At 45.2% G+C, this 26,782-nt stretch carries 26 protein-coding genes; 14 read left to right on the top strand and 12 right to left on the bottom strand.

Annotated elements, in window-relative coordinates; translation table 11 throughout:
* Positions 1-32: 32 nt before the first annotated feature.
* Positions 33-428: a VOC family protein gene (locus ACFQ21_RS01035; protein ID WP_377573558.1), complete on the bottom strand. Its 396-nt coding sequence runs from the start codon at positions 426-428 to the stop codon at positions 33-35.
* Positions 429-525: 97 nt separating this feature from the next.
* Entirely contained in the window at positions 526-2,184 is a 1,659-nt protein-coding gene (locus ACFQ21_RS01030) for a tetratricopeptide repeat protein (RefSeq protein ID WP_377573556.1), read from the bottom strand.
* A 293-nt stretch (positions 2,185-2,477) separates the two neighbouring features.
* Between ACFQ21_RS01030 and ACFQ21_RS01025 the strand changes: the two genes are divergently transcribed.
* Positions 2,478-3,392: an alpha/beta fold hydrolase gene (locus ACFQ21_RS01025; RefSeq protein WP_377573553.1), complete on the top strand. Its 915-nt coding sequence runs from the start codon at positions 2,478-2,480 to the stop codon at positions 3,390-3,392.
* Positions 3,393-3,612: 220 nt separating this feature from the next.
* Here ACFQ21_RS01025 and ACFQ21_RS01020 read toward each other — a convergent pair whose 3' ends face one another.
* Positions 3,613-3,765, bottom strand: coding sequence for a hypothetical protein (locus ACFQ21_RS01020; protein WP_377573550.1), 153 nt, complete (start codon positions 3,763-3,765; stop codon positions 3,613-3,615).
* Positions 3,766-4,296: 531 nt separating this feature from the next.
* Positions 4,297-5,427: a glycoside hydrolase family 18 protein gene (locus ACFQ21_RS01015; protein WP_377573547.1), complete on the bottom strand. Its 1,131-nt coding sequence runs from the start codon at positions 5,425-5,427 to the stop codon at positions 4,297-4,299.
* Positions 5,428-5,596: 169 nt separating this feature from the next.
* Here ACFQ21_RS01015 and ACFQ21_RS01010 point away from each other — a divergent pair, with 169 nt between their 5' ends.
* From ACFQ21_RS01010 to ACFQ21_RS01000, 3 genes are all read left to right on the top strand, one after another.
* Positions 5,597-7,474, top strand: coding sequence for an ABC-F family ATP-binding cassette domain-containing protein (locus ACFQ21_RS01010; protein ID WP_377573545.1), 1,878 nt, complete (start codon positions 5,597-5,599; stop codon positions 7,472-7,474).
* Between the two features lie 131 nt (positions 7,475-7,605).
* On the top strand, positions 7,606-9,312 hold the full coding sequence (locus tag ACFQ21_RS01005) for a GMC oxidoreductase (protein ID WP_377573542.1): 1,707 nt from the start codon (positions 7,606-7,608) through the stop codon (positions 9,310-9,312).
* 47 nt (positions 9,313-9,359) lie between these two features.
* Complete coding sequence (locus ACFQ21_RS01000) at positions 9,360-9,941, top strand: gluconate 2-dehydrogenase subunit 3 family protein (protein WP_377573539.1); 582 nt, start codon at positions 9,360-9,362, stop codon at positions 9,939-9,941.
* A 250-nt stretch (positions 9,942-10,191) separates the two neighbouring features.
* Here ACFQ21_RS01000 and ACFQ21_RS00995 read toward each other — a convergent pair whose 3' ends face one another.
* The gene (locus ACFQ21_RS00995; RefSeq protein WP_377573536.1) at positions 10,192-12,051 is read right to left on the bottom strand and encodes a gamma-glutamyltransferase family protein; all 1,860 of its coding nucleotides are present in this window, start codon (positions 12,049-12,051) and stop codon (positions 10,192-10,194) included.
* Positions 12,052-12,217: 166 nt separating this feature from the next.
* On the opposite strand from ACFQ21_RS00995, the gene ACFQ21_RS00990 reads away from it, so the two are divergent.
* The 8 genes from ACFQ21_RS00990 (at position 12,218) to ACFQ21_RS00955 (ending at position 17,086) form a co-directional block, all read left to right on the top strand.
* The gene (locus ACFQ21_RS00990; protein WP_377573533.1) at positions 12,218-12,643 is read left to right on the top strand and encodes a hypothetical protein; all 426 of its coding nucleotides are present in this window, start codon (positions 12,218-12,220) and stop codon (positions 12,641-12,643) included.
* 293 nt (positions 12,644-12,936) lie between these two features.
* On the top strand, positions 12,937-13,197 hold the full coding sequence (locus tag ACFQ21_RS00985) for a helix-turn-helix domain-containing protein (protein WP_377573530.1): 261 nt from the start codon (positions 12,937-12,939) through the stop codon (positions 13,195-13,197).
* A gap of 42 nt (positions 13,198-13,239) precedes the next feature.
* Complete coding sequence (locus tag ACFQ21_RS00980) at positions 13,240-13,896, top strand: DUF6000 family protein (RefSeq protein ID WP_377573527.1); 657 nt, start codon at positions 13,240-13,242, stop codon at positions 13,894-13,896.
* A gap of 13 nt (positions 13,897-13,909) precedes the next feature.
* Positions 13,910-14,503, top strand: a complete 594-nt coding sequence (locus ACFQ21_RS00975; RefSeq protein WP_377573524.1) for an acyl carrier protein — start codon at positions 13,910-13,912, stop codon at positions 14,501-14,503.
* Between the two features lie 85 nt (positions 14,504-14,588).
* A complete protein-coding gene (locus tag ACFQ21_RS00970; protein WP_377573522.1) occupies positions 14,589-14,951 on the top strand; it encodes a hypothetical protein in 363 nt (120 codons plus the stop codon).
* 22 nt (positions 14,952-14,973) lie between these two features.
* Positions 14,974-15,819 (top strand): sulfurtransferase, encoded by an 846-nt coding sequence (locus tag ACFQ21_RS00965; protein WP_377573519.1) that lies wholly within the window; start codon positions 14,974-14,976, stop codon positions 15,817-15,819.
* Positions 15,820-16,122: 303 nt separating this feature from the next.
* Positions 16,123-16,632 (top strand): hypothetical protein, encoded by a 510-nt coding sequence (locus tag ACFQ21_RS00960; protein ID WP_377573517.1) that lies wholly within the window; start codon positions 16,123-16,125, stop codon positions 16,630-16,632.
* Positions 16,633-16,702: 70 nt separating this feature from the next.
* Complete coding sequence (locus ACFQ21_RS00955; protein ID WP_377573514.1) at positions 16,703-17,086, top strand: DUF1801 domain-containing protein; 384 nt, start codon at positions 16,703-16,705, stop codon at positions 17,084-17,086.
* A gap of 285 nt (positions 17,087-17,371) precedes the next feature.
* Here the strand turns inward: ACFQ21_RS00955 and ACFQ21_RS00950 are convergent, their stop codons facing one another.
* Positions 17,372-19,681, bottom strand: a complete 2,310-nt coding sequence (locus ACFQ21_RS00950) for a family 20 glycosylhydrolase (RefSeq protein WP_377573512.1) — start codon at positions 19,679-19,681, stop codon at positions 17,372-17,374.
* A gap of 488 nt (positions 19,682-20,169) precedes the next feature.
* Here ACFQ21_RS00950 and ACFQ21_RS00945 point away from each other — a divergent pair, with 488 nt between their 5' ends.
* Entirely contained in the window at positions 20,170-20,727 is a 558-nt protein-coding gene (locus ACFQ21_RS00945; protein WP_377573509.1) for a DinB family protein, read from the top strand.
* A gap of 34 nt (positions 20,728-20,761) precedes the next feature.
* Here ACFQ21_RS00945 and ACFQ21_RS00940 read toward each other — a convergent pair whose 3' ends face one another.
* Positions 20,762-21,211, bottom strand: a complete 450-nt coding sequence (locus tag ACFQ21_RS00940) for a response regulator (protein WP_377573506.1) — start codon at positions 21,209-21,211, stop codon at positions 20,762-20,764.
* A 345-nt stretch (positions 21,212-21,556) separates the two neighbouring features.
* Between ACFQ21_RS00940 and ACFQ21_RS00935 the strand changes: the two genes are divergently transcribed.
* Complete coding sequence (locus ACFQ21_RS00935) at positions 21,557-22,771, top strand: alkaline phosphatase family protein (protein WP_377573504.1); 1,215 nt, start codon at positions 21,557-21,559, stop codon at positions 22,769-22,771.
* A 29-nt stretch (positions 22,772-22,800) separates the two neighbouring features.
* Here the strand turns inward: ACFQ21_RS00935 and ACFQ21_RS00930 are convergent, their stop codons facing one another.
* The 5 genes from ACFQ21_RS00930 to ACFQ21_RS00910 form a co-directional block, all read right to left on the bottom strand.
* Positions 22,801-22,989, bottom strand: coding sequence for a hypothetical protein (locus tag ACFQ21_RS00930; protein WP_377573501.1), 189 nt, complete (start codon positions 22,987-22,989; stop codon positions 22,801-22,803).
* Positions 22,990-23,064: 75 nt separating this feature from the next.
* Positions 23,065-23,961, bottom strand: coding sequence for an aldo/keto reductase (locus ACFQ21_RS00925; RefSeq protein ID WP_377573498.1), 897 nt, complete (start codon positions 23,959-23,961; stop codon positions 23,065-23,067).
* Between the two features lie 29 nt (positions 23,962-23,990).
* On the bottom strand, positions 23,991-25,361 hold the full coding sequence (locus ACFQ21_RS00920; protein WP_377573495.1) for an amidohydrolase family protein: 1,371 nt from the start codon (positions 25,359-25,361) through the stop codon (positions 23,991-23,993).
* 62 nt (positions 25,362-25,423) lie between these two features.
* The gene (locus tag ACFQ21_RS00915) at positions 25,424-25,813 is read right to left on the bottom strand and encodes an acyl-CoA thioesterase (protein WP_377573492.1); all 390 of its coding nucleotides are present in this window, start codon (positions 25,811-25,813) and stop codon (positions 25,424-25,426) included.
* A 79-nt stretch (positions 25,814-25,892) separates the two neighbouring features.
* Positions 25,893-26,744: a DUF2911 domain-containing protein gene (locus tag ACFQ21_RS00910; protein WP_377573490.1), complete on the bottom strand. Its 852-nt coding sequence runs from the start codon at positions 26,742-26,744 to the stop codon at positions 25,893-25,895.
* Between the last annotated feature and the right edge of the window lie 38 nt (positions 26,745-26,782).

Genomic DNA, 26,782 nt, shown 5'->3' with positions numbered 1-26,782 from the left:
CTTTATTGATAAAGGCTTCATATCAGTCGTTATCAATCACACTTAAAGTGCTGTCCGAACACAAGCTCGTAGCCATTGTTATCCAGTATTGAAAAGTCGCGCATATAGTATTCACGATCTTCGAGCGGAGTCTTGATCGTTGCTTTGTCTTTTACAGATTCCCACAGTTCATCCACCGGTTCTGTAACGATATAAAGACTCCCGGTTACAAGCGGCTTGGGGAAGAACGGTTCACGATCATCCGGATCTTTGCAATCTTCCGGTTCATCCTGCGGAACAATAAACATGATCTCGACATCCTCACGATTCAATGAGACAAAATTCGGAAAACCACTGGTTCCCTTAAATCCCAGCACTGATTCATAAAAAGCAATAGTCGCCTGTAGGTCCTTCGTCCAAAGTATAGGGCTTAACTTATGAAGTTTCATAAACTAAATATAGGTATATTTAATGTTCCTATGTATGTCCATTACAACCTATCAAGTTAAAAGTCCACCTCCCAAAACGTACTTCTTACTCCTGACCTCACAACCCCACTAACAACACCCTCTTATTTCCCTGCCCCGCCAAAGCCTCCAACTGCTCCGAGAATTGTTTAGCTTTTGCAGCATCTCCTGATTTTTGAGCAGCCACAGCAGCACCATATATACCATTGAAACGATTCGGGTGCCGCTTCAGGTCTTCTTCATATACCTGCAAGGCACGCTGCGGATTGCCGGTTTGTAAATACATGTCGCCCAGAAGTTCGCGTGCAGGTATAATTTCTCCGGGTGTTACCGGGTGCTTCGCAGTTGCATCTTCCATGTCAGCAGCCTCTGTCATCAACGTGAGTGCTTCATCTTTTTTTCTTTCCGCCAATCTGATCCAGGCATCGGAAGCTTTTACCTGGATGAGTACGAGATTGGATTTATAGTTTTCTTTAGCCTGCACCAGTGCAGCGTGAAGTGCTTTCAGTTGTTCCAGGTCTTTCTTCGCATCGTTTACTTTATTCTCGTGTACAGCACCGAGTATGCGGGCAAAGTATATATTAGCTTTCTCCCATGGAAATTTCTCCCACGGAAAGTCCGAAGGCTCCGGTTGAAGGGATGCAGCAGCAGCCCAGTCCTTTCGCTCCAATGCATAGCGAGCCGGCATAGAGGCAAACGAGTAAGCGTCTTTGAAATTTACCGGGAACACTTCTTTGATGGTTTGCAGGTAGCGTACCTGTTCCAGCGCTTTTTCATCATTCGCTTTCTGCAGATAGGCATACATCAGGTAGTCTAGACCGTGCAGTTCTTCATCCCAATGTCCTTTTATACCCGACTTTTGTGCATAACACTGTGCAGCCGTAACAGACGCTATATTGGATTGTATCGATTCATCCCAAAGGCCGAGTCGTGTAAAGATGTGCGAAGGCATGTGCTGCGCATGCGCGGATGCAGGCGCGATGGACGCATACTTGCGTGCTGCGGGTAGGGCTAACGCTGCAAGCTCTGGATAGTCGTAGTTGTGAATGATATAGTGCGCTATACCCGGGTGGGTAGGTTTGTTTTCGAATATCTTGTTTAAAACTTCTCCGGCTTTTTTCTGCTTTTGAAAGGTTTTGTCGGTAGGGTCGGAGGCAGCACCGAGTGCGAGCGCATAAAATATAGCGGCCTCGTCATCATCGGTATATTTCTCATACAATGCCTGCGATGCTTTTTCAAATTTCAGCAGGCGTGTGCGGTGGTCGAGCGTATTCCACTGATCGTATATAGTGGCGATTGCTTCCAGGTAATCAGACTCACGGCTTTCTTTGTCGGTGATGATCGAGCGGGCCAGGGTAATAATCTTGGCGCCCTTCTCAAGTTCTGTCGGAGAAGGAGGCGACCACAACGGATGAAAGTTACTCATGGCAGCACCCCAATAGGCCATTACACATTGCGGATCCTGATCGATAACTTTAACAAAAACTTTCTCCGCTTCGGTATACTCGAAAGAATGCAGTAGCGCGATCGCGAGGTTAAAATCCGGTCGTGTTTTTTCGGAACAGGACTGACTGAATGATACGGTTCCGAACTGATCGGTTCCTGAACTGCAAAGTGTTATCTCTCCACGCGTAAGTTCAATGGCTGCCAGTTCACTTTTGAGCTGTTCGTCATTCTTCTTGCCGGTAGTGCAGCAAAGAAGAATCGACATCGTGAGGATGATCGGGTGGGTTTTCATAATAGGAGGGGGTAAGTGTCTTTCTGCTATGAAGTTATGCCAAAAGCACGGTTGTTCATAGTATAAAAACGACACCCGGCTCACATAATGATGTGAATTGTTGCGGTGGCGAAAGATGCATAATGGATGGGGGTTACGAGCATGTTCTGATTCCTGGATGTGGATGAAATCGAGCTATAGCATGCGGATGTTATTCGGTAAAGATTCTCTATCTTTCCTTGTAAATGTATAGCTATACCAGGGGTGTTGATTGCGGCCGGTAGCTTGTACGTTGTAAAGACCAACCAACTCCTATGAAGAGACTCTGTACACTTGCTGCTCTGTTTACCTTGCTATTTACTGCGCGCGCGCAGGAGCGCTATATTCTTACTTCGGATAGCGTTTCGCTCTATGTAAAAGTAAAGGGTAAAGGACAGCCCTGTTTATATATACATGGTGGTCCCGGTGCCGGAAGTTACTGGCTCGAGAAGTTATATGGCGACCAACTCGAACAACATTTTCAAATGATTTACCTCGATCAGCGTGGGGTTGGCAGATCGTCAAGTCCGAAGGATCATAATTTTGCAATCGACCGTGTAGCAAAGGACTTTGAAGAAGTGCGACAGGCCCTGGGCATCAAACAGTGGCTAACACTGGGACATTCATTCGGAGGCGTTTTGCAAATGGATTATGTTGGGCGATATCAGCAATCTATACAGGGCTTGTTAATGATTAACTGTACGCTGAGTCTCCATGACAGTTTTCGCGAGAGCTGGATTCCCAAGGCATATGAATTTGCAGGTGTAAAGAACCCGATGCCGGCAACAGGCGATACAGTGGCTGTGGTTAAAAGATTGATGGATGCTATTGGTATACTTCGGCAGAAAGAACTGATCTGGAAGATGGCATTCGCCTCACCGGATAATGCCAAAACACTGGATGCAACCTATACTGAAATTCCAAACTGGAATGGTGATTTCAGCGCAGCCGCTCTCGGTATAAATGACTATTGGAATGATTACCGGAAGAGTACCGCGCGCATCAAGTTACCTGTATTATTTTTCTATGGTACCAACGACTGGTCTATTGGCCCGCAGCACTACAAAGGCGTGCACTTTCCGAATAGCATGCTCTATGAAAGTCGTGTAGGACATATGCCGTTTCTGGAGAATAAAGCGGATCTTGAAAAAGCGATCAGGAGTTTTAAGGCGAAGTATAAGTTTAGCTGAACTGTAAATTAGGAAGACGAGGCCTTTCGTAAAATATACTCTGACGGTCAACAGGGTACCCGGAAACTATTCACGCAGGCCTGAGACCTGCGTGATGTATATTCAGAAAGCATTTCTGAAAAAATACTTTATTTCCGATTGACGTAATGTTTTTGTCTTTAACGTTTACTCTTAAAGACTCATAAATAAATGCGGAAGTGTTTCCGAACGGAGCATTGATCTATTGGTTGAACGTTTTACGTTCGCCATACTGAAGCTTATTATAGTGTTTCAGTTTCTTCTTTCCGTTCGCGGTTTTGTATGCAGCTTTATTACTGTTGCAGGCAGAAAATGCAATCGCCAGAACAAGTATAGCGCCCAATATTTTTTTCATGATGTTAGCGTCTTTTGATATACCAAAGGTATGAAGCAATTTGCTTTGTTGGATATCATTCCACCTCTTTAAAAAGCGGTTCCACTCCGTATCGGTGCATCTTTTGATTACGCTTTTCACGAAACAGGCACGGCCGGTTGTAATTCCGCTGTCAACATTACAAGTCAGGTGTATGCACAGCAAAGACCGGTTGAGCGTAGTGCATCCTTGTTCTCACATCCATCGGGTTGCTTGCTCGTGGCTTTGTAATTATGTTCTGCTTGCGCATCCATGGAGCAACTTCTCAACTACATTTACGCACTAACGGCGTTCTCAGGGGCAGAGCTGGGACCCTAAAAAAATAAAGCGCAAGCATTGCTGCCTGCGCTTACAATCATTTTAACCCAAATAAAAATGATTCGTTTTACTTGGGAACAAATTTCACTATACACACCCGCCTGTACAATCCATAGTTTACTGATACAGGTGTGGGTTATATTCGTAAAGTGTGCTCCGTAATTTTACGGAGAGCAACCTGAAATCGCGCGTATACTATTTCTTCTTGCCTGCTTTTGCTTTTTGAGGTTTGCCTTTCTGGGCAGCATCAACAGTCTTTACAATGGCATCGAGCAAGCCGTCTTTGTCTGTATCAAGCGAAAGCTCCCAGAACATAATGCCATCGAGTTTCTGGTCGATTGCATATTGCGTCTTTAAAGCAAGGGAGCGTTTGTCATCGTACGTAATGAATAATTTTTCAGCAGCATTATAGGCATACGGAGCTTTTGCTACATCATCCCAATACTTTACAAATCCTTTTTCTTCGGAGATCTGCTTGTCGAAGTTTTTAAAATCAACACCTGCTTTAAATTTACCAGACTGGTATAGACCGTTGTTGGTTGCCACAACACCTTCCCACATTCTTCCATAGAACGCTCCACCAATAACAAGTTTGTTAGCCGGTACACCGATCTTCAACAGGTACTGAACACAATTGTCGGTTGACTCACGAAGTTGAGGTGTAGAGTATAGAGCCGTGTGATGGCCTGTTACAGTAGAGTATCCGTTGACAAGGTCGTATGTCATCAGGTTCACGCGATCAACTTCTTTCATCACTTCTTTCCAGTCAACTGATTCTTCGAGGAACTTCTGGAATCCACCGGCAGCAAAGCTTACTTCATATTTAGGACCCAGTACTTTACGAAGCTCGCGAACCAGTGCCGTGAAGTTCGGTTTATCTTCCAGGGTATATTTATGTCCCGGGTATCCTTCGATGGTCGGGTACTCCCAGTCGAGATCAATTCCATCCGACTTGAATTTTTGATTGAGTTGAAGAACCGACTGTGCAAATTCTTTTCTTCCGGCATCAGTCGAGAATACATCCGAGCATGACGGGCATCCGCTCCAGCCACCGAGCGAAAGAATTACTTTCAGTTTCGGGTTACGCTTCTTCAGGTTCACCAGCTTCGTGATGGTTGTTGAATCCCTGCGATTATCAACCGTGAGTTTGTTGCCTGTAAGATGGCAGAAGCTGAAGATGATATGCGAAAGTTTTTCTGCCGGAAGGTTATCTACCTGTTCAGGGCCTGCGGAGTAATACGCGATCACATTCAGTCGGGCAGGTTGCTGCGCGTATGTATTGAACGCGAAGAGGAAAAGAAAAATGAAAATGCTTCGGTGCATCATAAGAGGTTAGAGTTTGAAAATTCCAAGATCCTAAAGTTTAAAGAAGCGACCGTACTACTTTTGATGAAAGGAGTAATTTGCTGACATGCCATGCGTTGTGCTGTGTGTATTTTTTAATGTGCATGTGTGCTTTTTTAATCTACCTTTGCCACCTTAAATATCTATATTCTTGAATTACTTATCAGCAGAATCAATCGCCAAGACTTTTAACGACCGTTGGCTCTTCAAAGATGTTACGCTCGGTATAGCGCAGGGCGAAAAGTTTGCCTTTGTTGGAAACAACGGTGTTGGCAAATCTACTTTGTTAAAGATACTTACAGGAGAAATTCAACCCGATGGCGGTAAAGTAAGTTTACGCCAGGGTATACGTCTCGGCTACCTTACACAGCAACCTAGTGTTGATGAAAATCTTACCGTGAAAGATGTACTCTTCAGCGACTCCAACGAAATAGCACGTGTCGTAAAAGAATATGAAGATTGCATTCATCATCCCGACACAACCCCCGAGCGCATGCAAGCTGTACTCGAGCGCATGGAAGAACTGAAGGCGTGGGACTATGAAGCGAAGGTTCACGAAGTAATTGAAAAGCTTGGTGTACCCGACTTCGATAAAAAATTCGGAGCGCTTTCCGGTGGACAGAAAAAGCGGATATTCCTCGCGCAATTGTTATTGCAGGAGCCTGACCTCATCATCATGGATGAGCCTACCAACCACCTGGATCTTTCTGCGATCGAGTGGCTGGAAAATTATTTGTCAGGCGCGAACATCACACTCATCATGGTAACGCACGATCGATACTTCCTCGATAATGTTGCTACCGAGATCATTGAACTCGACCGTGGTCAGTTATACCGCTATAAAGGCAACTATGCCTATTACCTCGAAAAGAAAGATCAGCGTGAAGAGATTTTGAAAGCAGAAGTATCAAAAGCGAAGAACCTTTTAAAGAAAGAACTCGACTGGATGCGCAGGCAACCGAAGGCGCGAGGTACCAAAGCTAAATATCGCATCGAAGCATTTTACGATCTGCAAGAGAAGGCTTCACAGGATTTACGTAAAGAAAAACTTGAACTCGATATTAAGGAAGCGCGACAAGGAGGGAAGATCCTGGAAGTGGAACACATCACTAAAAAATACGGAGCGCTGCCAATCGTAAACGACTTCTCGTATGTATTCAAGAAGAACGATCGCATTGGTGTTGTGGGTAAAAACGGTGTGGGTAAATCTACCTTCCTCGATATGCTTACCGGAAAGATCAAGCCTGATTCAGGCGAGATAAATCCCGGAGTTACAACGAAGTACGGATACTTTACACAAGAAGCTATATCGCTCAACCCGAATAACCGGTTGATCGAAGAAGTGAAGTCCATTGCCGAGTTCATTACACTGTCGGATGGTTCGCAGGTTTCAGCTTCCAAGTTCCTGGATTCATTCCTGTTCCCTCCGGATAAACAGTATAACTATATTAATAAACTGAGTGGTGGTGAGAAAAAGCGTTTGCAGTTACTCAAGCTGTTAATAACGAACCCTAACTTCCTGATACTTGATGAACCAACCAACGATTTTGATATCGATACTTTAAATGTATTGGAAGACTTCCTCGACAAGTTCAGCGGATGTTTGTTACTGGTGTCGCACGATCGTTACTTTATGGACCATCTCGTAAATCAACTCTTTGTGTTTGAAGGCGATGGTAACATTCGTCTCTTCAACGGTAACTATTCTGATTATCGCGATTGGGTAGAAGAACAGGAAGCGATGGAGGCATCACCGAAAGCATCGAAGCCTGCCGTAAAAGAAGAAGTGCCTGTAGTCGTTACCACCGAGAAACGCAAAGCAACTTTTAAAGAGAAGCAGGAATACGAGAAACTTCAGGCAGAGATCGAAGGACTCGAGAAGAAGAAAGAAGAGCTTTCAACCCTGATCAACTCGGGAAGCACCGATCATAAACAACTGCAGGAGTGGGGGCAACAGATGCAGCAGATAGCGGGTGACATCGATGCCAAGACCATGCGCTGGCTTGAATTGTCTGAAATAGTGAATTGAAAACGGCTCTGATTACGAATCAGTTATCCCAAAACGATCAGCGGACAGCAGATAATAATATTTTGCCGTTGATATAATTTGCAGAAGAAATCGATTGAATAGTATATTTTTGGAAAAATCTTAAACCGATCATGAATCTCAATACAGAAGCTGAGAAGAAGAACACATACGATGCTATTGTGGTAGGCACTGGTATCAGTGGTGGTTGGGCTGCAAAGGAGCTCACCGAAAAGGGATTAAAAACATTGGTACTGGAACGTGGGCGGATGGTGAAGCATCCGGATTATCCAACAGCCACAAAGGATCCGTGGGATCTGCCGTATGCCGGAAAACCTACCCAGGAAGATTTGAAACAACAAGGCGTTCAGGCCAGAACAGGGTATACCATTCGTCAGGATACCAAGCACTGGTTTGTGAACGATCTTGAAAACCCATACACCGAAGTAAAACGTTTCGACTGGATGCGTGGCTACCACGTAGGTGGTCGTTCGATCATGTGGGGACGCCAGAGTTACCGCTGGAGCCCGATGGACTTTGAAGCTAACGCGAAAGATGGCGTTGCTGTTGACTGGCCGATTCGTTACGCTGATCTTGCTCCGTGGTATGACTATGTAGAAAGCTATATTGGTGTAAGTGGAAATAAAGATGGACTCGCACAACTTCCTGATGGTAAGTTCTTACCGCCCATGGAGCTGAACTGTGTTGAGCTCGATCTGAAAGATAAAGTATCCAGTAAATTCGGAGGTCGTGCGTTGACCATTGGTCGTACCGCGCACGCAACGGCACCGCTACCGCACAGCCCGCAACGAGGCACCTGCCAGTTCAGAAACCTGTGCGCGCGTGGATGTCCGTATGGTGGATACTTCAGCAGTGTGTCATCAACATTACCGGCTGCTGAGAAGACTGGTAACATGACATTGCGACCGAACTCCATCGTTCATGAATTGATCTACGATGAAAAAGCTGGTAAAGCTACTGGTGTTAAAGTGCTTGATGCTGAAACCGGTGAGCAGGTAGAGTTCTATGCAAAAGTAATTTTCCTTTGCGCTTCAACATTCGGTTCAACATTCATTATGATGAACTCGATTTCCAGCCGCTTCCCGAATGGTTTCGGTAACGACAGTGGAGAACTTGGTCACAACATTATGGACCACCACCTGAGTGTTGGTGCATTTGCAACCGTAGATGGCTTTGAAGACAAATACTACTTCGGAAGAAGAGCGAATGGTTTCTATATACCACGTTACCGTAACGTAGGCAGCGACAAGCGCGATTACCTGCGTGGCTTCGGTTACCAGGGTGGTGCAAGCCGCCAGGGATGGCAGAACCTCGTTGCTGAATTAAGCATCGGTGCCGAACTGAAAGATGCCGTAGGTAAACCAGGCGGATGGACGATTGGTATGGGTGGTTTTGGTGAAATATTACCGTACCACGATAACAAGGTAACACTGAACAAAGACAAGAAAGACAAGTACGGCTTACCAACGCTTACATTCGATGCTGACCTGAAAGACAACGAATATAAAATGCGTAAGGATATGGCTGCTGATGCGGCTGAAATGCTTGAAGCTGCCGGTTATAAGAACGTTGGTACTTACGACAATAAGATCGGTATAGGTTTAGGTATACATGAAATGGGTACAGCGCGCATGGGTAAAGATCCAAAGACATCGGTACTGAACAAGTTCAACCAGGTGCACGCTTGTAAGAACGTATATGTTACCGATGGATCGGCAATGACGTCTGCTGCTTGTCAGAACCCTTCACTTACCTATATGGCACTTACTGCACGCGCGGTAGACCACGCGGTAAGCGAGCTGAAGAAGCAGAACCTCTGATGAGCATTTAAAAACATTTAATTCAACAGATCAAAAAACTATATAGTATGGATCGTAGAGAAGCATTAAGACGCACTGCCTGGATCATGGGAGGAGTAATTTCCGCACCAGCCATTATGGGTGTGCTCAAAGGATGTACCGCTAAACCAACCATCGACTGGAAACCTGTTTTCTTATCAGAGGAACAAGGTATATTGATCACGCAGGTAGCGGATATCATTATTCCGAAAACCGATACTCCGGGCGCAAAAGAAGTTGGTGTACCGGGCTTCATAGACCTGATGCTGAAGGATGTATATTCGAAAGAAGAACAGGATAAATACCTGAACAGTCTGAAAGCATTTAACGAAGCAGCAGAAAAAGAACACGGTGATCCGTTCATCGAACTGTCGCCAGAAACACAAACTGCATTTGTAAAGAAACTGCATGACGAAGTAGTAAAAGATAAAAGCGAGAATGCCCCGGCATACCGGCCTTTCATCATGACTACCAAAGAACTCACCATGCTTGGCTTCTTTACCTCCGAAGTAGGAGCAACACAAGTACTGCAATACGTAGCGGTACCCGGCTCGTACAAAGGCTGCCTTCCATTAGCGGAAGCAGGCAACGGCAAGACTTGGGCGACTTAGTTGTTTAGCTTACTGGCTTCAGGTTACAAGCCCCTGGCTGTTTGTCTTGAAGCCCAAAGCCCACGCCTGTAATCGTTTCGTTACAGCACTTCGATAGAAATTCAAAATCCAATTGCGTAAAGGAATATATCCGGAACGCAATTGGATTTTTCATTTAGCTACAGGCTTCAAGCCACAAGCCCCTGGCTGTTTATCCCGAAGCCAGCAGCCTGCAACTAGCCCTAAAGTCTCGAGGCTCGCAGCTCATCCGCTACCAGCCAATCCCATAATCCTCACCATGGTTGCTCGATCCGCCCCAGAAGGTTCCGTGTTCCCAATCGAAATATATAGCGTTGATCGGGCCGGCCGTGCGTTCATCAAGACCAATGCTATAGCCCATCTGGCGTAACTCTTTCATTACATAATTCGGAGTTTGTGTATTGAGCATTACTGAGCCCGCTTTGCTGTCGTGATTACCGAACGAAGATCGCATCTGGTAACTCACAATGTTTGCTGCTTCAACAGCTTCCTGTATCGTCATGCCGAATTCAACAACATTCAAAAAACATTGCAGTAAATCCTGGTCCTGACTATCGCCGCCTTGCACTGCGAACGACAGGAATGGTTTACCATTCTTCAGAGCCATACCCGGTGTTAATGTTACCCGCGGACGTTTACCCGGCTCGAGTACATTGAACGGATTTTGTTTCGCGTCCAATACGAACGACTGCATGCGCTGACTCATACCAACACCGGTCTTGCCTGCTATACATGCCGGTACCCAGCCTCCACTTGGCGTGATTGATACAACCCATCCATCTTTATCAGCAGCTTCTACAGAGGTAGTGCCCATCTTAAAATCTGCCAGATATTTTTCATTTATAGTATTGTCTTCGTGCAGGAGACTTGCCTGGTTCCAGTTCTTCATCAGGTCAGCAAATGGATTTACTTTACCCTCGAACGGATACGGATCGCCCGGGGCAGCCTTCGCGTTGTTACGTTCCCAGTTTATTTCTTTAGCACGCGCTTTTGCATATTCTTTGGAGAGTAAACCTTTAATGGGTTCTTCCGGTGTAAAGGCAGGATCGCCATAGTAGAAATCGCGATCCGCGAAAGCGAGGTTCATGCTTTGGTATAGAGTATGTATATATTTCGCAGAATTATACCCCATTGCTTTCAGATCAAAATTCTCGAGGATGTTAAGCGCCTGCAACATCGCAGGGCCTTGTGTCCACTGTTGTAATTTATATACTTCAATGCCTTTATAATTTACCGATAGCGGTTCTTCAATTTTTACCTTCCATGTGGCAAGGTCTTGCTCGGTAATAAGACCGCCTTGTTCCTTACAGCCACGCACAAATTCTTTGGCTATATCTCCTTTGTAGAACCGATCATAAGCAGCATATATAGCTTCCTTACGACTCTTGCCTTTCTTGAGTGCCTGTTGTTCAGCATCAACCATCTTTTGTAAAGTTTGCAGCAGGTCAGCTTGCTTAAATACTTCGCCCGCTACGGGTGCTTCGCGATCTTTACCCAGGTGCGGAAGAAATACAGCTTTAGAGTAAGGCCATTCTTTGATCAATGCTTTATTGCGTTCAATGCTGTTCGCAGTCTGTGCTTCAATCGGGTAACCTTCGGCCATTTGCATCGCAGGAGCGAGTACATCTTTCAGACTCATCGTTCCATACTCTGCTAACATGGTGCAGAGTCCACCGGGAGTACCGGGTGTTACTGCAGCAAGCGGTCCGAACTCCGGAGGGTATTGCATGCCTTTACCTTTGTAGAATTCAGGAGTAGCCCCGGTGGGTGCAACGCCCAGCGCATTGATCGCGATTACTTTACCAGTCTTGGGATTATAGATGAGTGCCTGCGTTTCGCCACCCCAGCTCAGTACGTCCCACATGGTACATGTGGCAGCGAGCATGGCACATGCAGCATCTATGGCGTTGCCGCCTTTCTGGAATGTCATCGCGCCAGCCGTAGCCGCCAGCGGTTTACCGGTAATGGCCATCCAGTGTTTGCCATGCAGCGGAGGTTTTTGTGTGCCTTGCGGCCGTGCGTTAAACGACTGCGCATGTATAGCAGCAGACAGCAGCACGAGGCCGATACAGAGTAAGGTTATCCTTTTCATAGGTGAGTTATTTCGGTAACATCAAATTTACTCTGATTGCCAGAACGATCGACAAGATTTACATGGAGGGATGCAGCGAGTAGTGAGGGGCGCTAAAAATGAAGAAGATCGAGATGTGAATTACCTCTTGAGGCTTCTGCGTATGTATGGCTTCATTGATGGGATCATGAAAAAGTTTTTGAGTGGCAAAGTAATACTGCGATACCTGTACGATCAGCTCACCGGTAATTTTGCCGGTTTTCTTATTGGTATGTCGGCAAGTAGTTTGGTGTCGAGGTTCTTTGAAACGCGAAGTATAAAGAACCTGTGGGGCTTAACCGCGAAGAAGACTGTTGTTGATAAAGCCACTTTCAGTAACCTGGAATGGATACTTTCGATCGTGATCGGATTTATAGTATTCGAGATCTTTACAAAAGTTGTCAAGGAGAGGATTGATAAGAACTTCCCGAAGTATAAAATAAAAGTGATGCGCTGGATGATCGCCAATCATATACCCGAGAAAGCTTCTGCTATAGGGTTGAAGCTCAACCAGCAACGGATAGCATTGTTTGCAGCGGTACATCAGGCTGTAGTAAAGGTTAGGACTAAATAAGTGCTGCGCGCAAAGGATTGTCGTGGAAACGCTACTGCTAAATCTTTTACTTGCATTTCTTTTAATACCAGGATTGATCTTTATTCAATGGCAAAGCCTGCGGGAGTTTAAACAATCTGGTGAGGCTGATGATTTGACTTTAGTAGTGAGGCACCTCCGGTTTATATTTGCTATAGTTATTGAGGCACTTGCCATATATTGCATGATCTTACAATTGATGTCGGATTCTCCGCTTGCTGAATAAATCCTGATGTTTTTTCTGGCTTTGTGTATTACTATATTCTTCATTCTTAATGGCAAAAAAATCCAAATTCGAAATAGAAGTAATCGATAAGGTGAAAGAATTGCGCCTGAAGAAAAAACTGACGCAGGATGATATAGCTATGTTTCTGAACGCTTCCCGCGGATTTATAGGGCAGATCGAAAGTCAGGATTCTGCCAGTAAATATAATCTCAATCACCTCAACAAACTGGCGCAGGAAATGGGATGCTCTCCGAAAGACTTTATACCCGAGAAAACCCTCACTGAAAGTAAAGGTCGGAAGAAGAATTAAGAATAGTCCGGATACATTAATCCGAAAATCAGTAAGAAACTTTTGCGGTTCTCGCGCCCGCTCTCGATATTGGTATATACATTCACGATCGCGATGATCGACTATACTTTTCATCCGAAGTATGTTGAACCATACTACCTGTTACTGATGAACGCCAACTTCATCAGAGAGCCTGAAAAAGCTCCCGATCTTTTCAGGAACCTGAAACTCCTGTCCCGCGAATTAGACAATGCCCAGCTTTCCATCATGCTCAAGTCATCGTGGCGCCCGGCAAAAGTAGCTGCATGGATTATTGGTCTCAGTGGTAGAACAGAGTTGGAGGAGGATCTTATTCAGCTTATGAAGTATAATGCCAGTTACTGCGAGCACCTCATCTTCGCCTTAACCTTGCTGGATGTAGAAGTGAAAGTGCTCGAAGAGTATATAACCGACCAGGTAAAGAAAGCAGAGAGGTTATCGATCACGGCTATAGAAAGTATAAGTTTTGGTATAGCGCTGGCGGCACGCGATTGGTTGTGCGATAAGAAGGGAGTGACCTCAGCAAATGAAACGTTCAATAAAACCTGGGCCGATTTTATCACAATGTTGGAAGGTAAAGCAAGCCGGTTCCCGAAGTTCAACGTCAATGATATGCTACGACTGCAGGCTGACAGGAAAAATTTCTACAAGGCTCTGACGTTGGTAGAACAACATCAGTAAACAAATAACTCAAATGGGACTGGACAGTGTTGCGCTATTGATCGATGTAGAGAAACATTTTGATATACATATTCCTGATCCGGAGGCAGCGAAGATATATACCTTGCAGGATTTTGCTGATTGTGTTTATAGTAAAGTGAAGGTCAATCCATCGGAAGTCTGTAAATCAAGAGTGTTGTTCTATAAACTGCGTATATATTTCGAGAATAAACTGGAGATGTCTTCCCGGGATTTTTATCCTCAGAAGCAGATCGGTGAGTTGATACCGGCCACCAGATTGAAAAATACCTGGAAGATGATCGAACAGGATTTTGATGTGCAGTTACCTCCACTTGCCTCCGCGGATATCGATCCGGAAAAAAGAAGTATGAAAATTCAGATACTTTCGTTCTTTAGAAAAGAGAAGAGATTATCACAGGGTACCCTAGGCGACCTGGTGCATTGGATACTCGCCATGAACCACCGGAAATTCATAGATGTACATGCTTTATGCAGCAAGCGCGATATCGAGATGATTATCATCGGGATTGTAAGTGACTCAGTAGGTATACCGGTGGATGAACTTCGCCTGACGCACAGCATTGTAAATGATCTTGGAATTGACTGATGACATAACGCGCCCTGCAGGCTGTTGGAAATTCAGCGACAATTATTTTCCTTTAGTATAGTAATGACCCAAATTACCCTTAACTATGGAAAGCGCTATACTCGCTTTACTCGGCACCGTTGTGGGTGGTATTGTAGGCGGCCTCACGTCTTACGTACTGCAGAAGCAACGGTTTGACCAAGAGGTAAAGCTCAAGCAGGAGGAGTACAAAACCGAATTCATGGCCGAGACAACAGCCCGGCATTTTTTGAATCACAAGTCTTTTACCGACCGCTCTTTTGAGACTTTGAAAAATCACCTGGGCGGATTTGAAGAAGATGAACTCCGAAAAATACTCGTGCGTGCCGGTGCCATTCGTGTTATGCGCGATGATGGTTCCGAATGGTGGAGGCTGCTCTCGCGCATGGATGAATTTATTGAAAGTAAACGAAGTAAACATACCGATTAAGAAACTGTAACCCGTATAAGTTATGTATATACTCCATGCCGAAGATGTTATGTCGCATCTTCAAAAACACGATGCCGTTTTGATCGATGCGCGGGGAGGAGCCGATGCTTACCAGCGCTATATAGCGGGCCACGCAGCCGGTGCTCACTTTGTTGATCTGGAAACCCAGCTCTCTGAAAAATCAGCCAACGCTGCCAACGGTGGCCGACATCCGTTACCGGATTTGAAGACCTTCGGAGCATTTCTCGGTTCACTGGGTATAGCGCCTGATACACATGTTATAGTATATGACGATAAAGGCGGAGCCAATGCAGCAGCGCGCTTCTGGTGGATGTTGAAAGTGGTTGGTCATAAGCATGTTACTGTTGTAAGTGGAGGACTTGATGCATTGTCGAAAGCAGGTATACCGATAACTTCCGAGATACCCGGCAGGCCAGCGTACACTGCGCATTACCCGGTGCAGGAATCTGCATTGCCTGTAGTAGATATAGCTACGGTAAAAGATGCAGTTCAAAATCCGGATTACCTGGTGATTGATGTGCGTGAAGCATATAGGTATCGTGGTGAGAGTGAACCGATTGACCAGGTTGCCGGTCATATACCGGGAGCCGTAAATATACCTTATATAGCCAACCTCGGGGTTGACGGAAAATTTCTTCCGGCCTCAGAACTGGCGGCACGGTATAAAGAAGCGATTGGTAGTCGTAAACCCGAACATGTTATCGTTCATTGTGGCTCCGGAGTTACGGCATGTCATACCTTGCTCGCGATGAAAGAGGCAGGTATAGAAGGTCCGAAACTATACGTGGGTTCATGGAGCGAGTGGTCAAGAAATGATTACCCGATCGCTACGGGAGAAAAACCATAGTATGCGAAGTGTAATGCTTTGATAAGCCGTGAATCTTTTCAATGTAAATTATTCATAAGCTGAAGATACAACGGATAGGGTACTGGTTTATAGTTATACCCGGGTATAGGAGAGCTGGTAGTTGGTCGCGACTTACTTAAACCTGTCGATAAAAATGTACTTTTATGGTTACCAGTCGGGTGTCGATTTTGTGAAAAATGACATTTCGAATAAATACCATACATCCGCAAGTCGCGGTACGATAGTCAACTTCTGGTCTGAATCGCGCATGTAATCTTTGCTGGTATAATACCTCAAACCTACATGAAGAAAGCAATTGACTTTTTGCGTTCAGAGATTTTTATATTTCTAACGCTTTTACTGGTCATAACCTCTCAGATCATACACACGATGTACCTTTTTGAAACGGTACGTGTATTCGATCTCAGTTTTGAAATCGCATCGTATCACATCACCATTGCCAACTGGGTGCACGCATTCATCTTTGCTCTGGCCATTGAAGCTGCTATACTGATGTTCATTCTTAACAATAAGCCTACACCATCCAAAGTATATGCAGTAGCATCGTTTGCTACCAACCTGCTATACTACAAAGTATGGGATGTAGCCTTGCCAACCATCTTTACCAGCGTTCTCATCAGCTCGATGCTGGCCGGTTCGATCTGGTTCTTCTCTGACCTGCTGGCTGAAAAGATCAGTGGCGTAGTAGAGACTTCCTCCAAGGAAGAAGACGAACTTAAAAAGATACTGGCTGCGAATGACGAGGTAAAAAAAATTAATTTCAAGACTACTATGCCTATGAACGGCCGGTAATAAACCATACAGGCAGTACAAAAAATGAAAGGCGCGGGTAATTTTTCCTGCGCCTTTTTTATTTATCACCATGGCATGCTTACATTTAAGTATAGCTGTTAATGTTGTGAAAGCCATTGATCTCTATTTTCACGAGAAGGAAGAGCCGGTAAAAAGTTTTATGCTGGCGTTGCGTTCCGTGATCCTTCGATTTGATCCACACATCACCGAGCAATGGAAATACGGCATGCCTTTCTATTGCTATAACAACAAAATGTTCTGCTACCTCTGGATTCACAAAAAATATAAGCAGCCCTATATCGGCATCGTAGAAGGATCGGGTGTCGATCATCCACTACTCATCCAGGAGAAACGCGCCCGCATGAAAATCATGCTCCTCGACCCAACGAAAGACGTGCCGGTGAAGACGATAAGCACGATCTTGAAGGAAGCGCGGAAAAGCTATGCGCTTTGAAATGGCTGCTGGCTGCAAGCTACCGGCTTCGGGAAGATTCCAGGTAAATATATACTTACCTATAGGAAACGTTGGGCGTTTAAGCTGCATGCCTTGAGCCGCTGAGAGGCTGTTTGTCCTGAGGCCAGCAGCTTGCAGCCAGTAGAAAAAAAGCCACCCGATTATCGGGCAGCTTTCGAGTTGTTTGGGTTAAAGTATTGTTACGAGAGGCTTTGTTCTGCAGCCAGCGGCCAGAAGTCAGTACCTTTTCTCCCTCTCGCAGCTCACGGCTCGCAGCTCGTGCCGCTACTGCACGAGCTTCCACCAGCTCGCAGGTATGGCAGCAGGTTTATCGCCCGGTAAGCTATATTTCAAATCGAGAGTGAAGCCGCCACCGCCTTCTACAAAGTCCAGTTCGAAACGGTGTGGTCCTTTTTCAAGTGCTACGCCACCGCTCTTCTGCAGGGGAGCATGCATGCCGTCATTGTCAACAACCAACCGGTCGTCTATACGCAGTACGCCACCGTCATCGCAGGTAAAGTAGAAGTTGTAAATGCCTTGCTGGGGTACATCGATATAGCCTCTGTATTTCAGACCAAAGCTTCCTTTACCAATTTTTTCCGGCACCACGATATCAGCAACGGTAAGCGTTGTGTCGGCATCTGCCTTTATCTTTTGGGTATTTTTAAAGAAGCCTTCGTAGAATGATAACTGCAGACCGTTGTTAACTTCTTTCACACCTTGTGCCGGTGAGTAATTCTGTTGTTCGTATAGGATGGTATATACATCGCCTCTGCGTCCTTCTTTGGTGAAGGCTGCAAGCTTTATGGTTACCGGTTTGTTAATTGTAAGCGGCTCGCTTAAGGTGGTAGATTCAAGTGTCGGGAGAGTACCATCCGTAGTGTAATGCAGCGCTAAACCTTTTACCGGGGGCTTCACATCCAGCACAGCTTTGTCAACGAATACATTTCGTTCGGTGAAACCATCGAGATCAGGTAACCGGTATGATACATTCAGGCGATCAAGTCGCTCGTATTGATAGGTAAGGCGTGTGAGGTAGTTGTCGTATTGATTACGATTTGTCCACAGCACTTCACTCAGGGCGGTCATGCGCGGCATCATCATATAGTCTGCGCGCGTCTCCGTAGGTATATATTCTGTCCAGGTGTTCGCCTGTGCGCCCATGATGTTACTCGCAGCAAGGGAGTCGAGTCCTTTTGGTATCGTACTGAAATGGTATACATTAAAGACCGAATGCTTATCTGGTTGTGAATCGAAATATAGCGGGTTGCCCGGAGTCATAATTACTTTGTTACCATTCCTGGCAGCCGTTATCGGAGCTTCCGGTACCCATGCACGCCAGTACATGACAATGGCCGAAGGTGTTACACCTCCTTCGAGGATCTCATCCCAGCCAATCAGTTTTTTGCCGTGCGCGTTGAAGAATTTTTCCATACGCTTTACAAAATAACTTTGCAGCGCATTCAGATCTTTCAGACCTTCTTTCTTCATCAGCACTTTGCACGCGTCCGATTGTCCCCAGGTAGTCTTTTCAACTTCGTCAGCACCGAGGTGTATATAGGTAGAAGGGAACAGTTCAAAAATTTCGGTGAATACATCTTCGGCAAATTTATAGGTCTCTTCGTTGCACGGACAGATCGGTGTCGAGAACAACTTGCCCCACGCTGCATTACCGGTACATGCCAGTTGAGGATACTCGCGTATAGCGGCCATCATGTGACCGGGCATATCAATCTCCGGAATAATATCGATGTGTCGCTCGGCAGCAAACGCAATGATGCCGCGCATTTCTTCCTGTGTATAAAAACCACCGTATACCGTTTTTCCATCGCGTTGTTTGATATGCTTCGGATCGATTACAAAATCAGGATTGTCTTTCGCGCGTTTCATACAAACCGAATCCTGGTTGTTGAACTCGCGCCATGCACCGTTCTCGGTTAGTTTAGGATACTTCTTGATCTCAATGCGCCATCCCTGGTCATCGGTAAGATGCAGGTGAAGCTTGTTGAATTTATACAGCGCGAGCAGGTCTATAAATTTCTTCAGGTAATCGATCGAGAAGAAGTGTCTCGATACATCCAGGTGCATACCGCGCCAGTCATACTTCGGGTAATCGGTAATGGATGTATTCGGAACTTTTACTTCCGATGAAGCAGCACCGTTGCCTTCAAATTCTGCCGGCAATAATTGACGCAGTGTTTCAATCGCCCGAAATATACCCGTGCCTGTTTTTGCTTTTATTTTTATGTTGTTGTTGGTAACGTCAAGGGTATATGCTTCAGCATGCGTCAGCGTAGTGTCCGTTATCAACTCGATTGTATTGTTTCCTGCATCTGTACCTACAGTGAGCGTTTTTCCCGTAGCCTGCTTCAGCAGTGCCTGCAGTAGTTTTACTTCAGGCTCAAACGAACCGTGCGTAACAATTTTAGTTTCTTCGCTGATGTTGAAATTTCCATCGTGCGCTGCCAGCGTCTGCGGGTAGGGTATGAGTGCATACCGTTTGTTTACATCCGCATCGGGTTCTTTTTCATCGTTACAGGCTAACAATACAAAGGCAAGCATAAATGCCAGCGCTACAGGTACCAGGTGTTTCATCAGAACAATTTTTACTTTTTTTTCAGGTCAACTAATAAGAAGACCAAATCAATAATTCCAAAATCGGTAAACCGGAATCGGCCGCGATTCTAATACAAGCAACAGAAAATAATTCACAGTTTTATACAGATGGTTAAATAGCAGAGCGATTGTACGTGAAGATGTAAGGTGTGCGCAGTGTGTACGTCATTTGCTGATAATGCCGTCATTTCGAGCGAGCCGAGTTTGCTATGCAATACACGCGTTCCCGCGAGAGACCAATGTCTCAATTTTCAAAAGTGTGATGCACGTTTATCGCATTGTTGATAGAGACACATTTGTTAAGACAGCACATGCGTTGCTCCGACCAGGGGGCTTTTCGCGGGGAGTATAGCAACATGATTATAGTGCGAGCGCTCGAAGGGACGCAGTGCTGCGCCAGATGCTTTTATTTTAAAACATTCCCATTGTATATTTCGCCACTTTGTAGTTAATCAACCCCTGGTATTATGGACACCCGGCATTGGATAACCCGGATCGATCGCATCACCGAAGATTTTAAAAACGATTTTGGAAGCCTCACGGCCGAGCAGTTGAACTGGAAGCAACATGCTAATGCGTGGAGTATTGCTCAGAATGTTCATCATCTTATCGTGATCAACGAAACGTATTATCCAGTTATCCGGGAGATTCGTGCAAATACGTATAGCGTACCCTGGATTGGCAAGATCGGTTTTATGAGACGCTTCTTTGCACGTGTTATTCTGAATTCAGTTCAACCCGATCGCAAACGCAAAATGAAAACCTTTCCATTGTGGGAGCCATCAGCCAGTGCTATTGGTGCAGATATACTTCGTAAATTCGAAGAGCACCAGGCGAGCCTCAGGAAGTTGATCAACGAAAGCAGTGACCTGCTGGATAAAGGTGTTGCACTGTCTTCGCCAGCGAATAAAAATATAGTATATACACTAGCCGATGCATTTGAGATCATAGTTACGCACGAGGCGCGCCACCTGGAACAGGCCCGTGAAGTTTACCGGGCCTATCAGAAAAGTGTATACCACTAAGAGACTAGCCATGTCAAATAATGTTTGTGGTATCTTATAGTTTGTTCAACACAAACTTCGCTTTGGTAGGGTAGTATAAAGTCTTCTTCCAGTCGATCGATAAAATTCTCTCCAGCATATCTTTCAACTCACCAATGGTGGTGGGTTTTATTACGAACAGGTTTGATCCTTCGCGATAACAGTATTCTACATTTACCAGATCCGTTAAGGATGAGTATATAATTACCGGCAGGTGGTCGTATTTTTGGTTCGAGCGGATGGCGCGAAGACATTGGCGTCCGTCCTGACACGGCATCAGGAGATCCAGAAAAAGTATATCGGGTGTTTTTTCATCCAGCAGTTTCATGAGTATCTCTCCGTTCTCTGCACGCGACAGGACTACGGTATAGGAAACTTCCTGCACTGCCAATGAGAATACGTAATAATCATCGTCATCATCTTCTGCCAGTAAGATGTTTGTTGCCTGTTCTTTCACTAAGTTCATACTGCTCGTTCGTTATCGTAGTCAGGGCTTCTGAAGATGTACATTTGAAATTCTGCAGAATCGATTTAAAAATCAGAAACAAAATCCGTTTTCAGAAGTATTATTGCTGATTTCGCTTGGTAAAGTGCTGGCACAGTTTTTTGCAGAAGCGGTGCGTTATACTAATCGTATAGATGGGTAACGATCTACCCCAGTAGCTTCACTAAAATACTTCCATTGTAATAACACGTTTGCTACATTATTGATTTGTGATTTTCTCTTAACCTTTATACTAATTTTTCAGGCGGTATTATTCTCTTCCGGTAAAAGGTCTACATTCGCGACTGATTTATTGGTTTTGATGAGATGAAAAAAGCATGGGTGCTTATTCTCTGGCTTTCTGTTTTCAAGATTGCCTGTGCACAAAAGGAAGTTCCATACGTAATACTGGTTTCGTTTGATGGTTTTCGGTACGACTATGTATCCAAATTCAATCCACCGCATTTCAAAGAGTTTATTCGTAAAGGCACAGCTGCTGAAGGACTGATCCCTTCATTTCCCAGCAAGACATTTCCGAATCACTATACACTGGTTACCGGTTTATACCCGGGACATCACGGCCTGGTAGATAATACATTCTACGATCCGACACTGCATAGACTATACGGCATGAAAGATAAAAGCGTAGTACGCGATACATCTTTCTATGGAGGTACACCGCTGTGGCAACTGGCACAACAGGCAGGACAACGCTCTGCTTCATTTTTCTGGGTGGGATCGGAAGCTCCCGTAAAAGGGGAGTATCCGAATTACTACCTTCCGTACGATGAATCAGTACGAAATGACAAACGTATTGACCAGGTGATTGCATGGCTCAATCTTCCGGAGAAGGAGCGACCACATTTTATATCCCTGTATTTTTCATTGGTTGATTCGGAAGGACATCGATCCGGACCTGCTTCTGACAAGTTGAAAGAAACGGTATTGAAAGCAGATTCGCTGCTCGGCAATCTCGAAGAGAAATTGAAAAGTGTTAAGCTCCCGGTAAATGTTATACTGGTGTCTGATCATGGTATGTATGGACTGACGGACCAGGAAGTTACTTACATTACGCTGCAGAAATTATATAACACCAAAGATTCATCCGTTATTACTGCGAACGGTGGAACGCAAACACATATTTATACGAAGCGCGCAGATTCGTTATATACTATATTGAAGAAACAGGAGAACCATTTTAAAGTATATAAGCGTGAAGAACTTCCGGCCCGGTGGTATTATAACAATGACAGAACCGGTGATTTACTGATTGTAGCAGAACCGGGATACTATATTCAGGATATAGCACGGGGCTTTGGTAATTGGCAGTCTGCTGCGTTTGGTGTGCACGGATACGATCCCGGTGTTGTGAAAGAAATGCAGGGTATATTTTATGCCAAAGGCCCGAATATAAAAGCAGGTAAAACCATTGGCGCATTCGAGAATATACATGTATACCCGCTGATCGCCCATATACTTGGTTTACAAACACCACCGATCGATGGTAAATTTGAAGTACTGAAACCGATCTATAAAAAGTAAAGAAAATAAACGGCTCCACTTTGGGGCCGTTACTTTTTAGCTTTAGTCTTTTTCTTATCAGACTTCGTAACCGATTCGTTTTTTCCTTCCGGAGCTTTTTTATCTTCTATTTCCTTCTGTGATGACGGATCCATAATCTGCGGTGGTGGTGGTGTTTCTACTCCTGTAGCAGCATCTCTGTTTTTCGTAGTGTCCTTATTTTTATCGTTACTTTCCATGATAGCGTTTTTTAAAAGCATAGTTTAAAAAATAATGCCGGGTAAAAATGCAATCAATTCAAATGCGCGCCATGGCTACCGATGCTGATCGTAGCGATTTATGGGCACCGCATTTCGTAGCTGTTGCAGCACTTGCTGCGTAAGTGAAGGTGCTGTGGAGGATTGAATATTACTATGCAGTTGTTGCTCCGTTCGGATGCCAACCACTGCACTCGTAACAGCCGGATGATGCAGTATAAATTTTAATGCAGTATCCGTAGTACTTCTTCCTTTTTTCGTTACCGCTGCTATAGCATCTGCAGCTTTCGACACATCGGCAGCTGTATAGTTCAGGTATGGCTCTGCTGATTTGCCAAGTAACAATCCCCTGGCTACACTGCCGCGCGCCAGTACACCAATCGTATTTTGATGAAGGAGAGAAAGACATTCTTCTTCTGGTCTGCGATCGAGTAAGCTATACTGCATCATCACGCTTACGATGGCAGAGCGTTTTACATATTCACGGATCACATTCGGACGAATGGAAGATATACCATAGTAGCGAATTTTACCCTGCTGCTTCAGTGACTCAAACGCCTCAATGGTTTCATCAATAGGATCTTGTATGGTGCCACCGTGCAACTGGTATAGATCGATATAGTCAGTTTGCAATCGCTTCAGACTTTTTTCAACCGCTCCGCGTATATACTTGCCCGAAGCATTCCAGTCAAAACCGTTACCATCGGCACGTACCTGATTGCCGACCTTCGTTCCGATTATTACTTTATCGCGCATCGTTTTGAAGGCACGGCCTACGGTTTCTTCGTTAAAACCGTTCTGGTATATGTCAGCGGTATCAAAGTAATTAATGCCCTGGTCGAATGCGTGGTGGAGTAAGGTCGCATTGGCATCATGATCGTTGCCCAGCGACATGCAACCGAAACTGATTTCACTGATCGTTAAGTCGGATGTACCCAGTGGTTTATACTGCATAGAATATGCCGGTAGGAAATATATACCGGTTATTTGGTTTTGTCGAGTTTATCCAGCGCAGCTGCGATCGATGCTTTCGTTATCCACTTCCCGCCCAGCGCAACGCCTTCTATCTTTTGAGTCTGCGTAATATCTTCCAACGGGTTTCCGGCAAGGAGTATAACATCGGCTGTAGCACCGGGTTTAATTACTCCCGCATCCACACGATTCAGATATGCCGCTACATTTACAGTGCCTGTGCGCAACGCCTGGTATGGAGTAAGACCAGCCCGCACTAAATATTGTAATTCATGATGTGTAGAGAAACCGGGAACATTGAATATCTGCGGAGCATCGCATCCTAATAAAAGTCCCACACCATTTTGCTGGCATGCAAGGATCAGTTTTCGTCTGAGCCTGATGAATTGCTCTACCTCGGCAACATTATACTGCGGATTGCTCATCAGGTTCTTTTTCACATCCATCCATTGATTGACAGTCTCCGGCTTCATATACTTTGCATCGGGATCAGCCTTGAACATATCCGGAGTAAATTCAGGAGCGAACCATCTTTCTGCCAGCGATTGTGTTGGAACAACCCACACGTTTTTTTCTTTCAGCCCTTTCATCAGTCTGGGTATCTGTGTGGTATCAGCTTCATCCGCTATAAACATCGCGAACAAACCGGCTTGTTGTTCGTTCATGGTTTCTATACCGGGCACGAGTCCTTCGATAAAACCATCGAGGTGATCGATCGATGAATACCCGGCATCAATCGCCCGCCATACACCCACACCAAACGATACGTGTCCTGCAAAAGGTATATTTACTTCTTTGGCAGCCGCGGCTATAGCATCGAACTTCGCGCGCGTAAGTCCGGGGTGTAGCTTCAGATAATCATAGCCAGCCGCTTTCTGTTTGCGCACCATTTCTGCACCGGCTTCGGGTGATGTAACGCTGATACCGTTGAAGGAAGGACCAGTAGTATATAAACGCGGTCCCAGAATTTCGCCCTGCTGTAATTTACTGCGCAGCTCCAGGTGTTTCGGGTGTCCCAGCATACCGCGAATCGTTGTTATACCATTTACAGCAAACAACGTCAACACTTCTTTCATCGGTTCTATATCATCAACAGGCGGTACGTGCGCGTGCATCTCGGCCAACCCCGGTATCAGGTATTTACCTTGGCCGTCAATCACAAAGGCATTCTTGCTATACTTTGCCTTTGTACCCACCGCAGTAATTTTGCCATCCTTGATAACAACGGTCTGGTTTTCAAGAACACGCTCGGTGTCCATGGGCACTACGTTAACATGGGTGATCACAATTTCACGTTGCGTTGAATTGATTACATCCTGAGCATAGGATGTACTATAGAAAACAAACAGCCACAGCAGGCTGCTGAGTATATTTTTTTTCATGGTGTAAGAGGGGATGATTACATCACTGAAATTACGATATCCGGTAACAGGCCGAAAGCCGCTTATAAAATATTCACTATATCTTCTGTAATTCGTGCGGGCCGCATCGTCTTTGCGTCCAGCATGCACCACATGGTTTTTGATTCGGCCAACACTTTCTGATCAGACGCGCGCACCAGTTTTACAAAGCGTTCAAATTTGGCTCCATGACTTTCGCCAACCCACGTTGTGCCAATGATCTCATCGTGGCGAAAGGCGGGTGTACGATAGTCAATCTCATGGCGTAGCACCACCCACAGAAATTTAGCTTTTAGTTCGGCAGAGGCAATCGTGTCCCAATGGGCAGCTGCTACTTCCTGTATATAGCGCACGTACACTACATTGTTTACGTGGCCCAGTTCATCAATGTCTTCGGCCGATACGGTAATCCTGTGTTCGAAGGGTGTTGCCATAGCTATACATTTCATCTAAAAAAAGAAAGCCACCGCCGGAGCAGTGGCCTTCGAGAGTAAATATACTCATCGGTCGTTATTACTTCAATGACTTCAGCAGTTCTTCGTTCATCATCTGGTAATCGCGGTTATCAGCTTCTTTTGCTTTTGCCAGAGAAGCAGTAGCGGATTCTGTCGCGCCTTTCTTGTCGCCCAGTTCTTTCTGGATTCTTGCCTTCTGGTATAATACCCAGAACGGACTGTTCATACCTTCAGCAGCTTTGTTAACCCACTCCAGTGCCTGCTTCATATCTTTCTTGTTTTCAAGATAGTATACTGCTGCCTGGAAGTAGTTGCTCGGGCTTACTTTGGTATTCTCTTCGATAGACTTCATCACTTTTGCTTCGAAGTCTGTTGTGATGGTAAATTTCACGGATGTGTTTTCCCACGCCAGTTGTACTTTACCGCTCTTGTTATCATCAGAGAAATCACCAATGTTAATCGTGAAGGTTTCTACTTTTTCGGTGAGCTTGGTTGGCTTCACTTTGAAGTTAGCAGCATCGTTGGCTTTATCGTACTTGCCGGTGTTACCACCCAACGCTACATCTTTGGATAATACAACAGTCCATTCGTTGGCATCAGGCCATGTCAGCAACAGGTATTCACCTTTTGGTACAGCGATACCTTCAACCTTTACATCGTCAGAAAAAGAGATTTTGGTTCCGCTGTTGGCACCGGTTCTCCAGATCTTGCCGAACGGTACGAGTACAGCAGCTTCGGTTCCGAATATCTTTCTTCCTTTTGCACGCGGACGGAAGTAGTTGATCTTTACGTCTGTTAGACCTATCGTTGTAGACACTGAACCGGCAGGGCTCGCAGCCGGTGTCACTACCTGTGCATCGGATGACAGGTGCGCGATAATGACTAAAACAATCAGTAATAATTTTTTCATGGTGGTATATTTTTGGTTGTTTTGAGTTATAGAGGGCC

The sequence above is a fragment of the Ohtaekwangia kribbensis genome, from assembly GCF_042676245.1.
Lineage (GTDB): Bacteria > Bacteroidota > Bacteroidia > Cytophagales > Cyclobacteriaceae > Ohtaekwangia > Ohtaekwangia kribbensis.
The sequence above is the reverse complement of the archived record's forward strand: the minus strand, read 5'-3'. Positions and strand labels throughout refer to the sequence as shown.

Bases quoted from the DNA above. Each gene is read 5' to 3' on its own strand.
- ACFQ21_RS01035 (WP_377573558.1), bottom strand. From the start codon at position 428: ATGAAACTTCATAAGTTAAGCCCTATACTTTGGACGAAGGACCTACAG.
- ACFQ21_RS01030 (WP_377573556.1), bottom strand. From the start codon at position 2,184: ATGAAAACCCACCCGATCATCCTCACGATGTCGATTCTTCTTTGCTGC.
- ACFQ21_RS01025 (WP_377573553.1), top strand. From the start codon at position 2,478: ATGAAGAGACTCTGTACACTTGCTGCTCTGTTTACCTTGCTATTTACT.
- ACFQ21_RS01020 (WP_377573550.1), bottom strand. From the start codon at position 3,765: ATGAAAAAAATATTGGGCGCTATACTTGTTCTGGCGATTGCATTTTCT.
- ACFQ21_RS01015 (WP_377573547.1), bottom strand. From the start codon at position 5,427: ATGATGCACCGAAGCATTTTCATTTTTCTTTTCCTCTTCGCGTTCAAT.
- ACFQ21_RS01005 (WP_377573542.1), top strand. From the start codon at position 7,606: ATGAATCTCAATACAGAAGCTGAGAAGAAGAACACATACGATGCTATT.
- ACFQ21_RS01000 (WP_377573539.1), top strand. From the start codon at position 9,360: ATGGATCGTAGAGAAGCATTAAGACGCACTGCCTGGATCATGGGAGGA.
- ACFQ21_RS00995 (WP_377573536.1), bottom strand. From the start codon at position 12,051: ATGAAAAGGATAACCTTACTCTGTATCGGCCTCGTGCTGCTGTCTGCT.
- ACFQ21_RS00990 (WP_377573533.1), top strand. From the start codon at position 12,218: ATGAAAAAGTTTTTGAGTGGCAAAGTAATACTGCGATACCTGTACGAT.
- ACFQ21_RS00985 (WP_377573530.1), top strand. From the start codon at position 12,937: ATGGCAAAAAAATCCAAATTCGAAATAGAAGTAATCGATAAGGTGAAA.
- ACFQ21_RS00975 (WP_377573524.1), top strand. From the start codon at position 13,910: ATGGGACTGGACAGTGTTGCGCTATTGATCGATGTAGAGAAACATTTT.
- ACFQ21_RS00970 (WP_377573522.1), top strand. From the start codon at position 14,589: ATGGAAAGCGCTATACTCGCTTTACTCGGCACCGTTGTGGGTGGTATT.
- ACFQ21_RS00965 (WP_377573519.1), top strand. From the start codon at position 14,974: ATGTATATACTCCATGCCGAAGATGTTATGTCGCATCTTCAAAAACAC.
- ACFQ21_RS00960 (WP_377573517.1), top strand. From the start codon at position 16,123: ATGAAGAAAGCAATTGACTTTTTGCGTTCAGAGATTTTTATATTTCTA.
- ACFQ21_RS00955 (WP_377573514.1), top strand. From the start codon at position 16,703: ATGGCATGCTTACATTTAAGTATAGCTGTTAATGTTGTGAAAGCCATT.
- ACFQ21_RS00950 (WP_377573512.1), bottom strand. From the start codon at position 19,681: ATGAAACACCTGGTACCTGTAGCGCTGGCATTTATGCTTGCCTTTGTA.
- ACFQ21_RS00945 (WP_377573509.1), top strand. From the start codon at position 20,170: ATGGACACCCGGCATTGGATAACCCGGATCGATCGCATCACCGAAGAT.
- ACFQ21_RS00940 (WP_377573506.1), bottom strand. From the start codon at position 21,211: ATGAACTTAGTGAAAGAACAGGCAACAAACATCTTACTGGCAGAAGAT.
- ACFQ21_RS00935 (WP_377573504.1), top strand. From the start codon at position 21,557: ATGAAAAAAGCATGGGTGCTTATTCTCTGGCTTTCTGTTTTCAAGATT.
- ACFQ21_RS00930 (WP_377573501.1), bottom strand. From the start codon at position 22,989: ATGGAAAGTAACGATAAAAATAAGGACACTACGAAAAACAGAGATGCT.
- ACFQ21_RS00925 (WP_377573498.1), bottom strand. From the start codon at position 23,961: ATGCAGTATAAACCACTGGGTACATCCGACTTAACGATCAGTGAAATC.
- ACFQ21_RS00920 (WP_377573495.1), bottom strand. From the start codon at position 25,361: ATGAAAAAAAATATACTCAGCAGCCTGCTGTGGCTGTTTGTTTTCTAT.
- ACFQ21_RS00915 (WP_377573492.1), bottom strand. From the start codon at position 25,813: ATGGCAACACCCTTCGAACACAGGATTACCGTATCGGCCGAAGACATT.
- ACFQ21_RS00910 (WP_377573490.1), bottom strand. From the start codon at position 26,744: ATGAAAAAATTATTACTGATTGTTTTAGTCATTATCGCGCACCTGTCA.